Consider the following 13,609-nt stretch of genomic DNA (forward strand, 5'->3'; position numbering starts at 1 on the left):
ATTAAATTATTATAAAGTTCATAGCAGAAAGTGATTAACGGCAAACAATTTATTCCATTAATTCGTTTTTTATAGAAATAACTGTAATGGTCTGTAATTATGTCTGTTAACAAATCGTCTATATATATCTTCTTATTTGCTTGTTTCTTGTTTTTGTTGATAGCTGAAGCTAATTCTCAAGAAAAGATGGATCGGGTAGGAGATATTCCGGTTTATACCTTCAACGAAATAGAACCTATGTTTCATCCCGAAGTATCAAATGACACCACATATGTTTTTAATTTCTGGGCTACTTATTGTGCTCCATGTATAAAAGAACTACCTCATTTCGAAGCTGCAGGAAAGAAATATGCAGGTGAAAAAATAAAAATTGTATTAGTAAGCCTCGACTTCAAGTCGCGTATTCAAACAGGTGTAATTCCTTTTATCAAAAAGAGGAATATAAGCCTGCCTGTAATTGTACTAGCCGACCCCGATGCTAATGCATGGATAGATAAAGTCGATCCTTCGTGGGATGGAGCTATACCGGCTACGTTGATTGTAAAGAAAGGAGAAAGGGCTTTCTATAAGAAAGAGTTTACCTATGAGGAACTTGATTTATTAATAACTAAATTTTTGGAACAATGAAAAGAATATTATTATTGATAGGGCTTTTAGTATTAATAGGCACAGGCACATTTTCGCAAGGTTATCAGGTTGGGGATGTCGCAGCCGACTTTAAGCTAAGGAATGTAGATGATACTTTTGTTTCCCTTGCAGATTATAATGATGCAAAAGGATATATTGTTATATTCACCTGCAATCATTGCCCGTATGCACAGGCGTATCAAGAGCGTATAGTGGCTCTCGATCAGAAGTATAAAGTGAAAGGTTATCCTGTTATAGCAATTAATCCCAACAGTCCGACGGCTTATCCGGCCGATAGTTTCGATGAAATGAAAAAACGTCATAGAGAGGCTGGTTATACTTTTCCATATCTTTTTGATGACGGACAAAAGGTTTATCCAACCTTTGGAGCAACCAAAACCCCTCATGTATTTGTCCTTGAAAGAACAACCGGTGGTAATATTGTTAGATATATCGGTACGATTGACGACAATTATGAAGATGCATCCTCTGTCAGGAAGACTTATGTTGCAGATGCAGTCGATGCATTACTGGCTGGTCAGCCTGTAGCTGTCGCCACCACAAAAGCTATAGGGTGCGGGATAAAATAAGATGTAATCTGTTCTGTAACCGTTTAGATTAATATACACTATTTGAAGACATCCCTCTATTTCCTATTTCTGAATTAGTAATTGGAAGTAGGAATAGAATGGGATGATAAATTGGCACAGTTCACTCCTAGATAGTTAACCAAATTGTTAATCTATCATTTTACACTTACTCTCCAAATTACTTTTGCGGCATCGTCGCTAACTAAAAGTGAACCGTCGGGCAATTCTGCTACACAAACAGGGCGTCCATGAACTTCTCCTTTTCGGGGATCGATAACAAAACCGGTAAGAAAATCTTCGGGAGCCGAAGATGGCTTTCCATTTTCGAAAGGAACAAATAAAACCTTATATCCGGAGAGGATAGATCTATTCCATGAGCCATGCTGACCTATGAACATACCATTATGATATCTGGCCGGAAACTGATTTCCTCTATAAAACATCAGTCCTAAGGATGCTGTGTGCGCACCTAACGCAATGTCGGGAACAATTGTTTTTTCGACCAGATCCGGGCGCTGCCCTTTCATTCTTGGATCTTCATTTGCTCCGAAATAAGCATATGGCCACCCATAAAATCCACCCCTTTTTACATGAGTTGCATAATCGGGTACAAGGTCATCGCCAAGTCCGTCTCTTTCGTTTACTGCTGTCCAGAGATTTCCTGTAACTGGTTCCCAATCCAACGGTACAGGATTTCTCAGTCCCGAAGCATAGATCTGTTCTTCACTGCCATCCAGATTCACTTCTAAAATAGCAGCCCGACGCACTTCGTTATGCATTCCGTGCTCGCCATTGTTACTAGCCGAACCAACGGTAATGTATATTTTAGTGTTTTGTGGATTAGCTATAATATTACGTGTCCAGTGATTATTATAGCCATCTGCCGGCAAGTCTACTATTTGTTGGCCATTACCATTTAGTATGGTGTCATTCGGTTTATAAGGATATCTTACGACACCACTTGTGTTTGCTATATAAAAGTAATTGTTTACGATCAACATGCCGAAGGGCTGATCCAGATCGGTTTTGTAGGTATAACGTCCTTCATATTTACTATTTTTATTAATATCTCTAAATAAGATAATTCTGTTAGCACTACCAAAATTTTGAGATTCTGACTTGGCTTTACCATACTCGTCTATGGGGATTTCTTTAGGGCGTCTGGTTCCTGCTTCCGAAACAAAAATATCTCCGTTAGGTGCTACATAAATCCATCTTGGGTTATGAAATCCATCAGCAAATTTACTGACTGTAAAACCTGTAGGAGCAATAGGTTTTTTCTCATCGGGCCATCCCATTACCTGGCTGAAATTAGTAGCCGAAGGAGTTGCATATGGTACGGACAGGTCCAGTTTATTGGTTTGGGAATAGATCGATGTACCTATTCCTTCAGTTAGGAGAATACTGAATGATATTATTATACTAGAGACTATTTTATTCATAACTATTTGTTTTACATGTTCTTTATCAACAAAGATGTCGTGGTTAATGTTTATGGCAGATAGTTACTCATTCGAAATATTGTTTAAAAAGTAAGAAAGGTGACATCTTGATTTATAACAGAAAATATTATAAGTAAAATACGAGTAGATAGATCCCGGTGTCTATATAGATAAAGCAAAGGCTGCAAATAATCACTATTTACAGCCCTCAAAAGTAGTATTTAACTAAATAAGCAGTGTAGAAACCTTTTTAACAATATTTACCAGAGTTTTGACAATTCTTCTATCATTGTCTCATTACCCGGATAACCTGATTTTTGAAAAGACTTTTGTCCCGATTTGTCAAAAATCATATAAGTAGGGATTCCTTTGAATCCATGCTTATTCCCTAAGCCTTCCCATTGTTTTTCATTTAAATAGTAATGTATACCTCCAATATCGGGTAACATACTAGTCCATTTTGTTTTGGGAGAAGTTGCGTTCGTTATATAAATTGTAACAACATCTTTCCCTACCATTTCAGGTTTTATTTCTTTTATCTTTTTCATCGAGTTTAAACAAGGAACACACCAGGTTGCCCAGAAATCGACGAAAACAACTTTTCCTTTATGTTTTGCAACAATAGCTTCTAAAATCTGGTCACCACTCACTTCCGGGGTAGTTTCTATAACAAAACCTCCTTTTGCAACATTGCTATCATATTGTTTCTTTGTATTATTGTAAATAGTATTGTATACTTCTAAATAATACGGGTTTGCTGCCGATTTTAATGTTGCTTCTTCATCCGCCGAGAGAGCCTGCATACTAATAGCTTTTTTTACTAACGGAAGACATTTTCGTAAATCCTGTAGTATGCCTGTACCTGTAATATCGTCCAATATTTCTTTGGAAATATTACTTGTCATGGCATTGGCTACATTTGAATAAGTTCGGGAATATACCCATAGCGAGTCATTCAGCCCTATTTCTTTAAGTTTTAGCAAGTCTTCTTTTTCCAACACTGGAGCTTTATAATCTATTGTAGCCTTCTTATCCAACTTATGTTTTGAACGATAAGATGAAGTGAAATAATAGTCGATGTAGACAAAGGCTGCCGCAACATTACTTTTTAGTTCATTTTTCAGATACTGTTTTTGGAATGAATTGATATTTGCAGTATTTATACTAGCCAACTTTTCTTTGTACGAGTTTGAAATTTTGTCCAAGTATTCTTGTTTGGACATGTCTACAATCAAATTATCCTTGAAGTTGGTAATTTGCAAATCAATGCCATTATCATCCATGTCGGCCAACTGGTTGTTTACATTGGCAAAGTCACTCTTGAATGCAATGTATTGCAGATCTTTTTGTGGATTGTACCTCGATTTATTTTTTGACCAGCCTGTCATATCAAGATATATTTCGGCATTTTCTCCCGGATTCAGTAGAAACTTGCAGAAAGCACCTCCTACTTGTAGGAAAGCATTCGCTGTAACATATTGCTCTATCTCGAATAGGTACTTGCCATCTGTTTCTTTCTTACCTTCAACTTCATCATAGCCTCCGGTAAATAAATTACTTATGCCTAACTTGACTGTTCTCAGTTTATAGGCATCTTTGAGGCCTGTTACATGTAGAGTAACTTTTGTTTTACCCATTTTAAACTCGGGAGCAGGGAATCTTGCATCCTTATTAATACCCTGAGTGAGTAGTTCTGATGGAATATCTGGTTTGTAGGCCTGTTTTTTGTCGGTCAGATCCACATCCCATATTCTATAGCAGTTGTCACAATCGCCTTCTATTAAATCAAATGATTTAGTTCCTTCGGGTAATGGCTCGAAGGTAAGGATAAAATGATCTTCTTTATTTTCTTTAAATTTATAATCTTCTCCAAGATTGATACCTTCTGTCGACACTATCAGATATTTTTTATTATTGGCTGATAAGTGTAAAGTTGAATCGATATTGATGCGAACATTCGGACGTGAATGAACGTCAATATACACTACTGTTTTTAAGTCTGTTAATAGAACTTTATTGATCTCTATCAGTTGTGTATTTTTCAATCCGTGTTCCGGCTTGTTGATCTCTCTAGAATGAATATTAAGACATTGAATAAGCATTAGCCCTATAAATAGGGGTGCTAATAAGTGGGAGACATGTTTCATTATTAATATAGCGTTTAAAAATAAATTTTTTAGTGTAAATATTCTGTTTGTCAATTTTTATATTTGTTTCAATTTACAAAACAGGGCTTTAATCTTTTCTAATATTTTGTTCCATGTCAGGGTTAAACTCCATTACAATATCCGGAATAGGGATAAGTAATAAATTGCTTGTAGGTTGTACTATTGTCGTTTTTCCATTGATAGTCCGTTTTACAGTTTGTTTGAAGTCAGGGTCATAAGCCAACCGCTTAATATCTGCTAATCGGATACCCGGAATCATCATCAACTCCCTTCTTCTTTCTTCCAAAATAAGCTTTATAGCACCATTTTTAGTTAAGCCGGTTGTTGGTATAGCTGTATAATTTTCATATCTGTTTTCACGAAGGGCTTCTAAATATTCCATTGCTTTGGGAATGTTATTTAATCGAGCGTGACACTCTGCTGCAATCAGGTAAACTTCGGGTGTAGCAATACCTATATTAGCATCGAAACCTGGTGCCCATATATAATATTCACGTTGTATGTTTTTGTACTTATCTGTCATAAATAATTTGAAACGTCTGTCTGTATCTTTATTAAATAAATTGATCAGATCAGGTTCTACATAAGCTCTACCAGACATCGTATTAACAAAGGAACAAAATCTAATGTATACAGATTCAGGATTGAGGTCTCTTATAGGTACATCGTTTCTTCCCGAAGTCACATTAGGGTTGGTAAGCTTACAGTTATTCAAGTTTAAGATAGCTGGTTGTGCCTCTATAGCTTTTTCGGCATAATCTAAGGCTTTTTCATAGTTTTTTTGTTGCAAATAGATTCTAGCGAGAAAAGCCCAAGCAGCAACTTTAGAACCCCTAAACGCATTTACATTTCGAGAAGGCGTGTCTGGTAGACTAGGTATTGCTTCCTCTACATCGGATATAATTTTTTCATATACTTCCTTAATGCTGGCTCTCGTTAAATTAGTCTGGGTAATATCAGATTCAACGATCAATGGTATGCCCGCATCATTAGCTGCCGTTTCGGGATTATATGCTTTTGCATACAATGTTAATAGTTGGCTAAATTCAAAAGCTCTGGCTAACAAAGATTCTGCATAAATAGATTTTTTCTGTTTCTGAGTTCCATCAATAGCAGTCATAATTTTCTCCAGAATTGTATTATGAACACTTATAGATTTATAACAGTCTGTCCAATCATTATCTCCACTTGGATATAATCGTTCTTGGAACGTATAAAAGTTTTGTATTATGGCTGTTGCCTGATTTAAAGCTTGTCCACCAGGATCTTTATCGGGGAAAAAAACATCGTCTGTAAAGAAACAGTTGTAAACTCCCATTGTTTTATTAGCCTGGCTGTAGTTTAAAAGGGATTCGTAATCTTTGATCTTTTGCATAGTTATTGTGTCTTTTGGTGCTTTGCCCAAATAGTCATCACAAGACAAAAAAGATATGATTAATAGCAACGATGCTAATTGTATGATGTATTGTTTCATAATAAGTTCTTAAAAATTAATATTTATACCGAAAGAAAATGCAGGCATAGGACGCATATATACATAATAATATTCTTTATCCTGAGAAGTGGTTTCTGGATCTATCTTTCCGTTAGAAGTCCAGCTTACAAGATCGTCTGCTTGGAAAGAGAGAGCAAGTTGTTCAATATTCATTTTATTCAATATAGACTTAGGTATTCTATATACTAGATTGATATTTCTAAGTTTTATATAATGCGCCTTTTTTATATTTGTATCTCTGGATTGCCACCCTAAAATCCAACTAGATCTAGTCGCATCTGAATTTAATGCGGGTCCTATATTTAAATTAGGTTCACCATCCGAATTTAATTCATCTCCCGGTTTTTTCCAGAAGTTAAGAGATTCTCTATTGAAATTGACAGTTTCCTCTCCTGTTAACCACTTTAGGCTTTGATCCCTGATTACATGTCCGCCATAATACATGAGTTTAAATGATAATTCAAGATTTTTATAAGAAAAAGTATTCATAAGGGCCGATGTATATTTTGGTATTCTTGTACCGGAATATACCAGATCATCTTTTGTTATTTTATCGAACGAAACTTTTTCATCATTTTGATTATAAAATAAAGGCTCTCCTTTTTCATTCAGTCCAGCATAACGTGCGCTGTAAACACTGGAAATAGGCTTTTCTAATTGAAGTACATCGTTATATAAGAATGCATCCCGAGTTTGAGCACCTCTAAAATCTTTTAATTTATTTTTGTTGTATGTATAGGTTAGCGTTGTATTCCAGCTGAACTCGCGAGTTTTTATAATCAATCCATTCAAAGCGATTTCTACACCTTTATTATTCATGGCTCCATAATTTAGTCTTATTAAGGACCAGCCTAGTGTTGGGTCGGCAGCTTTATCTCCAAGTAAATCTGTCGATCGCTTCTGATAATAGTCGAAACTACCACCAAGGCGAGAGTCGAAAAGAGAAAAGTCTATACCAATATTGGTAGTTGCTGTTTTTTCCCAAGTCAATTTTTCGTTTTTAGGTTCTTTTATGTAGGCCAAAGGATATAAATTTGTATATGTATCTTTCTCTACAGAAGAAACTTTTGCAAAAATACCCGTACTATTACTAGGGGAATTTCCTCCAATTCCGTATGTTAACCGTAATTTCAAATAATTTATCCAGTCAATGTCTTTCATGAAATCTTCTTTAGAAATATGCCATGATGCCCCGGAAGACCATATAGGTTTCCATTTATTTTCGGCTTTTCTACCAAATAGACTGGATTCATCCAGACGGGCACTAACTGAAATATCGTAACGTTGACGATAACTATAGGATGCATTGCCATAGAAGGAAACATAACGAGCCAGGCCGTCGCCAACATAAAGCTTGAAGATGGTATTGTCTACATAGTTATTAGATATAGATTGTGTTGAGTTGATGGTTTTACCCAGTTGTGAAATTTTATCTTGAGTTATATATCTCATCCCATTCTCGTCATAGCCTAAAAGAGTTTTTTCACTGCTGGTGCTGTTGTTTTCTCGACGTTCTGCACCGCCTAAAGCTGTTATAGTATGATCTTTACCTAAAGTCTTATTGAAGTTTAACTGGCCTCGCAAAGTATACGATTGCTGATCGCTACGTCTTTCGTTTAGTCGCCCCCCAATAGGAACGTTATATGTAATTACACCTTGATTTATTTGTGCAGCGTCATTTATATTCGATCTCATATAATAAGACTCTTCCAGAAAATGTTCTTTCTTTTTTGAATTAACTATTTCTGTCTGATAAGTAGCACTGGCAGATAGACCATCTATAATCTTCCAATTAAATCCTCCCTGAATACGAATATAGTTCGTTTTCACAGAGCGTAGATTAGAATTCATGTCCTGAGTCGGGTAATAATATTCATTATATAGACCTGCATCAATTAATTTGTCCAGCTCAAAATTTGATTTGTAAACTTCTCCTCTTCCGTTAGGGAGATTTAAAAGATTTCCATTCTCATCCTTCAGCATATAATAACTTGGGTATTTCTGGAGTAGACTAGCGTAAGAGTCTGTATTGTAGTTGCTTTGGTCGGATGAATTTATATTGGTAGTTAAGTTTAAATGTGCGGATAACTTAGATGAAATATTAAAATCATTTTTCGAGTTGATCGCATATTGCTTTGAAGAACTATATTTATCGTGTTCATTGTTATTTATAAAGTTTCCTGATAAATAGAATTTATATTTATCATTTCCTCCTGAAACACTCAATGTATGTTGATGAGTGATTGCTGTACGGGAAAATTCATCGTATATTTGATTGCGATTATCCAAAGATGAATAATATGCAAGGCTTTTATCTAATTCATTCTTATCTATACTACCACTGTCATAAGCAACTAATGCATCAAATACAGGATCTCTGAATATTCTTTCATTCCAAGTATTATATTTATCTTTAATTACTTTGTTTCCAGGTGTCACTGAATTATATGCAGTTTGGAAGTAATCGACTAACTCACTACTGTTAGTGAGATTTAAAGAGCTTAAAGACGGAGCTTCAGAAAAACGTACTGTTCCATTATAACTTACTTTTGTTTTTCCTACACGTCCTCTGTGAGTTGTGATAACGATGACACCATTGGCAGCTCGAGCACCATAGATAGAGGCTGCTGCCGCATCTTTCAAGACAGTAATATTTGCTACATCGTTTGGGTTGATGTATTTTAGCGGATTTGTGGTCTCACCAAGATAAATATCTGTATTTCCTTCATAGGGAATTCCATCCACTACATATAACACATTGGAATTTCCTTCAACCGTACTACGTCCCCTTATTATGGCTTTATCGTATCCGTTTGTTCCTTTTGTATTTATTCCCGGAACCAAACCTTCTATACGTGATATTAGATTCACGTCTGTCTTATTTTCTAAACTTTTGGATGTTAAGATCGCATACGATCCAGTAGCCCGTTCTTTAGAGATAGTTTGGTATCCGGTTACAACAACATCTTCAAGCACATTTTCGTCATCCTCTAAGGTCATATTTATATTAGATTGTCCTTGACGAAGAGTGACTTCAACCGTTTTCATGCCTATGTATCTGAATATGAGATTATCACCTGTTTTTGCTATTATCTTATAGTTTCCGTCCAAATCGGTCATTGAGCCTCGTTTTGTATTTTCATTCAAAACAGTAACGCCAATAAGTGGTTCGCCCAGCTTGTCCACAATATGTCCTGTCACCTGAATAGAATCTTGCAACAGGGTTTCGGACAATTCTATTGCTTTTTTATTACTAAGATTTTCTTTTGTGGAATTGTTTGCCGACGAATAGATTGGAAGAAGTAAGCAAGCTATACATATCCAATAGAAAGAGGGCAAATGTAGATGCCACTTAATAACAGTTCTCATAGATTTAATATTTATGTAGTTTAAATTATTGATTAATAATTGGATATAGATTTCCTTATAATATATAAATTCTATTTAAAGATAGATTGACTTAATCTTCCCGCCTTTGGGGCAGAAGCTACTCAATTGATAAAGCAAATTTTAGTTCGATACCCAGCTTGCTCTGGGGGTTATTCGTTAATTAACACAAGCTCTAAATGTATAATTTTGAATCTCAGTGTGTAATAAAAATAATTGCGTAACCAACGATTGTTAAACCATATAAAATTAATTTGTCCAGTATAAAAGGTCTTTAAATGTTAATTTTTTTTAGTGATTAAAAAGCCCGCTAATTTAATTATTTTTTAATAAATAAAATGTATTTGATGTTAAAATATGAATAAATCTTTCAAAAATAAATCTATTGTGTAAAAAATACATATAAAAGACAAAGAGGCGCTTGCTGTTTTTTATGAAGAAATTCACTGTATTTAATAAAATTTTACATTAATAAGAAATGATTACTTGATTCGTGGTCAATTTAAGAATTGCTGAAACAGAAAAGATTTAGAAAGTTAGCATATATACGTATCCGGATAATACCATCGAGGAAATATATTGGATTGTCTCGTATTAGTATTATCCGGAGATAAAAACAGAACTATTATAAAGTGGATGGTTATAATTATTAAATTATAATTCGATAGCCTGGGTATTTTCAAATAGAGAAACTATATAGCTATTTTTTTTGTAACCTTACTGATTGTCAACCCCTGAATAATTATAGAGAAAACAACTACAAAATAAGTTGCAGCAATGATAACCTGCTTATATGGATTCTCAGGTATAGATAATGCTAAAGCAATAGATACACCTCCTCGTAATCCACCCCAAACTAGTATCTTGATCGTACCACTAGTTAATTTTTCTTTGAATGGTATTATTAATGCCGGTAATTTTATAGATATGTAACGTGCTATGAGAACTACAACAATACAAATACAGCCAATCAGCCAATATCTTTCCAGATGAGGTATCAATATTAATTCGAAACCAATAAACAAGAATAGTATTGCATTCATCACTTCGTCTATCAGTTCCCAGAAAGTACCCAAGTTATTATTGTCTACAACTTTATTCTCTAACCTTTTTCGTTTTACTTCTCCTACAATCAACCCTGCTGCAACCATCATCAAGGGGCCGGAAATATGCATCAGGTGCGATATCATTGAGCCTCCCATTACAATAGAGAGTGTGATCAAAACAGATATTTTATAATCATGTGCTTGTTTTATCATGCGAGAGCCTATCCAACCTAATATTAAACCGACAAGAAGCCCTCCTATAGCTTCTTTAATAAATAGCCACGAAATATGGGTGAAAGAGAGGTCTACATTTTTACCTTCAGCTAAATTTAATATTACGGCGAAGACAACAACTGCTATCCCATCATTGAACAATGATTCTCCTGCAACTTTTGTTTCCAAAGATTTTGAAACCTTGGCTTCCTTTAATATACTTAATACCGCTATGGGATCAGTAGGCGAAATAAGAGCACCGAATAATAAACAATAGATATATGGCATTTCCAGATGCAGATCAAGCATCGGTAGCATTATATTAAGTAAATAATACAATGCAAATCCGATTGTAAAAGCAGAAATAATGACACTAAGAGTCGAAAATACTACAACAGGAGTTTTTTGTTCTTTCAGATCATTCAAATTGATATGAATCGCTCCGGCAAATAATAGGAAACTCAACATGCCTTTCATCAAAATGTCGGTAAAGTCGAAACTTTGAAAAAGTCTGGCAAGATCATTTAAGGGTTCTCCCGATATAGGGTTGACAAAAAAGACGAGAGTGATGGAAACGATCATGGCGATGACCATAATTCCGATAGTTGAAGGTAGTTTTAGAAATAATTTGTTAATAAAAGCAAATAGTGTAGCTATGACTATAATTGTTGAAAATGAATAATATAGTTCCATAAATAAGTATTAAAGAGTTGGTTCGTTATTATATTAGTGTAATTTTATCTATGCAATCTAACTAAAATCTGAAAAAAAAACGAAAATATTTTAGTTAAAATTAAAGAATGACAACTTATTTTTCCTATATTTCTTTCAAATAATAATAAAGGATCTACTTACTCGCATAACAAAACTATTCATGATCTATAACAAGTTTCACTCTTATACCGAATCTCTTAGGAATATTTCGAAAAAAATTCCATTGCAAAGGCTTATCATTCTTCTTAGCTTTGTTATTGGGGTTTTGTCGGGACTTGCGGCTGTATTGCTCAAAAATATGGTATTCTTAATGACCCACTTATTGACTCGTAGTCTCGATATACATTCTGTAAATGTTATGTATTTCGCCTTTCCGTTTTTGGGATTAACACTGACTGTTATTTTTGTTAAGTATGTACTCAAGGAGAAGAAGTTTCTGGGTATAACACGCGTATTATATGCCATATCGAAAAAGAAGAGTAAACTAAAAGTTCAGGATACATATTCCTCTCTTATAGCATCGACGTTTACCGTTGGGGCAGGTGGATCAGCAGGATTGGAATCACCCATTGTATTAAGCGGTTCGGCTATAGGTTCGAATATAAGCCGGTTTTTTCGTCTGAATTATAACACCACAACTTTATTGCTCGGTTGTGGTGCGGCCGGTGCAACAGCCGGTATATTTTCCGCGCCTGTAACTGCGGTTGTATTTGCTCTGGAAATATTAATGATAGATCTGACTACTTGGTCTATCATTCCCCTTCTGATTTCGGCTGTCGCAGGTACAGCCGTATCTTGGTTGCTGCTGAGGGATGGAGCCGCCTTTTCTTTTACGGTTATGGACCCTCTGGTTTTACATAATCTTCCTTTCTATGTATTACTCGGCTTGATTCTTGGGTTTGTATCATTATACTTTGTAAAAGCTACCCAAAAGATTGAAAATTGGATGGATATTGTAGGTACAGCCTATTTTGTGTATGACAGAACGAAAAAAAGGCTGGTGTTGAAACGCATACGAAAGAGATATGTGGGAACTGTTCGTCAGTTAATAGTGGGAGGAACTATCTTGGGAATTATCATTTTCTTCTTACCACCACTATATGGGGAAGGTTATGAAGCTCTGAATATGATCCTTACAGGGCACTCTCACGAGTTGGTCAATAGTAGCTTCTTTTACGGAACAGAAAATAATATTTATTTATTAGTAGCCTTTCTCTTTCTGATTGTTATATTCAAGGTTATAGCTATGGCTATAACTACAGGTAGTGGTGGAGTAGGAGGTGTCTTTGCCCCATCTCTTTTTGTTGGTGGAGTGTCCGGTTATATTATTGCTACTATTTTCAACATGTTTCCTTTTCTTTCGGTAAGCAGTAAAAACTTTGTTGTTGCAGGTATGGCCGGAGTATTAGCCGGTGTTATGCATGCCCCACTGACTGCAATATTTCTTATAACCGAAACTACCGGAGGCTACGATTTGATTCTGCCTACAAGTCTTACGGCTGCTTTTTCTTTTATTGTATCTAAATTGTCGGCTCCTAATTCTATATTTACCGATCGGTTAGCCAAACGTGGCGAGTTGATCACTCACAACAAAGATCAGGCAATACTAACACTTTTGCAGACCAGCGATTTGGTAGAAAAAGATTTTTATACTGTTTATTCAGACCAAACTCTAGGCGATCTGGTTAAATGTTTTACAAAATCAAGAAGGAATATTTTTCCTGTGATCGATCACTTGTCGAATCTGGTAGGCATTGTAAATATAGACGATATTCGCCCCAAACTATTTAAGTCGGAACTGTACAAAACGATTCCCGTTTCCGAGATTATGTCTGAGATAGAAGTCTCAATAGAAATAGGTACACGGATGAAGAAAGTCATGGAAATATTTGAAACAACAAATTCATGGAATCTGCCCGTAGTGGAT

At 35.3% G+C, this 13,609-nt stretch carries 8 protein-coding genes; 3 read left to right on the forward strand and 5 right to left on the reverse strand.

What is annotated here, in order from left to right; all coding sequences use genetic code 11:
* The first annotated feature begins 99 nt into the window (after window positions 1-99).
* Window positions 100-627 carry a TlpA disulfide reductase family protein gene (locus JGH11_RS15840; RefSeq protein WP_201113427.1) on the forward strand — a complete coding sequence of 176 codons (528 nt, stop codon included), beginning with the start codon at window positions 100-102 and terminating at the stop codon, window positions 625-627.
* Entirely contained in the window at window positions 624-1,217 is a 594-nt protein-coding gene (locus JGH11_RS15845) for a thioredoxin family protein (RefSeq protein WP_201113428.1), read from the forward strand. The genes JGH11_RS15840 and JGH11_RS15845 overlap by 4 nt, the downstream gene beginning before the upstream one ends.
* Window positions 1,218-1,372: 155 nt before the next feature.
* Here JGH11_RS15845 and JGH11_RS15850 read toward each other — a convergent pair whose 3' ends face one another.
* The 5 genes from JGH11_RS15850 to JGH11_RS15870 form a co-directional block, all read right to left on the reverse strand.
* Window positions 1,373-2,659, reverse strand: a complete 1,287-nt coding sequence (locus tag JGH11_RS15850; protein WP_201113429.1) for a sorbosone dehydrogenase family protein — start codon at window positions 2,657-2,659, stop codon at window positions 1,373-1,375.
* A 260-nt stretch (window positions 2,660-2,919) separates the two neighbouring features.
* Window positions 2,920-4,806 (reverse strand): TlpA family protein disulfide reductase, encoded by a 1,887-nt coding sequence (locus JGH11_RS15855; protein WP_201113430.1) that lies wholly within the window; start codon window positions 4,804-4,806, stop codon window positions 2,920-2,922.
* A gap of 88 nt (window positions 4,807-4,894) precedes the next feature.
* Window positions 4,895-6,301, reverse strand: coding sequence for a RagB/SusD family nutrient uptake outer membrane protein (locus tag JGH11_RS15860; RefSeq protein ID WP_201113431.1), 1,407 nt, complete (start codon window positions 6,299-6,301; stop codon window positions 4,895-4,897).
* A 9-nt stretch (window positions 6,302-6,310) separates the two neighbouring features.
* Window positions 6,311-9,691, reverse strand: a complete 3,381-nt coding sequence (locus JGH11_RS15865; RefSeq protein WP_201113432.1) for a SusC/RagA family TonB-linked outer membrane protein — start codon at window positions 9,689-9,691, stop codon at window positions 6,311-6,313.
* 710 nt (window positions 9,692-10,401) lie between these two features.
* On the reverse strand, window positions 10,402-11,661 hold the full coding sequence (locus JGH11_RS15870; protein WP_201113433.1) for a sodium:proton antiporter: 1,260 nt from the start codon (window positions 11,659-11,661) through the stop codon (window positions 10,402-10,404).
* Between the two features lie 181 nt (window positions 11,662-11,842).
* Here JGH11_RS15870 and JGH11_RS15875 point away from each other — a divergent pair.
* Window positions 11,843-13,609, forward strand: a 1,767-nt coding sequence (locus tag JGH11_RS15875) for a chloride channel protein (protein WP_201113434.1), incomplete at its 3' end; no start/stop codon positions are given.

This window comes from Dysgonomonas sp. Marseille-P4677 (assembly GCF_016652235.1).
Taxonomy (GTDB): Bacteria; Bacteroidota; Bacteroidia; order Bacteroidales; family Dysgonomonadaceae; genus Dysgonomonas.

Coding starts and splice junctions, on each gene's coding strand:
- JGH11_RS15840 (WP_201113427.1), top strand. CDS start 100: ATGTCTGTTAACAAATCGTCTATATATATCTTCTTATTTGCTTGTTTC.
- JGH11_RS15845 (WP_201113428.1), top strand. CDS start 624: ATGAAAAGAATATTATTATTGATAGGGCTTTTAGTATTAATAGGCACA.
- JGH11_RS15850 (WP_201113429.1), bottom strand. CDS start 2,659: ATGAATAAAATAGTCTCTAGTATAATAATATCATTCAGTATTCTCCTA.
- JGH11_RS15855 (WP_201113430.1), bottom strand. CDS start 4,806: ATGAAACATGTCTCCCACTTATTAGCACCCCTATTTATAGGGCTAATG.
- JGH11_RS15860 (WP_201113431.1), bottom strand. CDS start 6,301: ATGAAACAATACATCATACAATTAGCATCGTTGCTATTAATCATATCT.
- JGH11_RS15865 (WP_201113432.1), bottom strand. CDS start 9,691: ATGAGAACTGTTATTAAGTGGCATCTACATTTGCCCTCTTTCTATTGG.
- JGH11_RS15870 (WP_201113433.1), bottom strand. CDS start 11,661: ATGGAACTATATTATTCATTTTCAACAATTATAGTCATAGCTACACTA.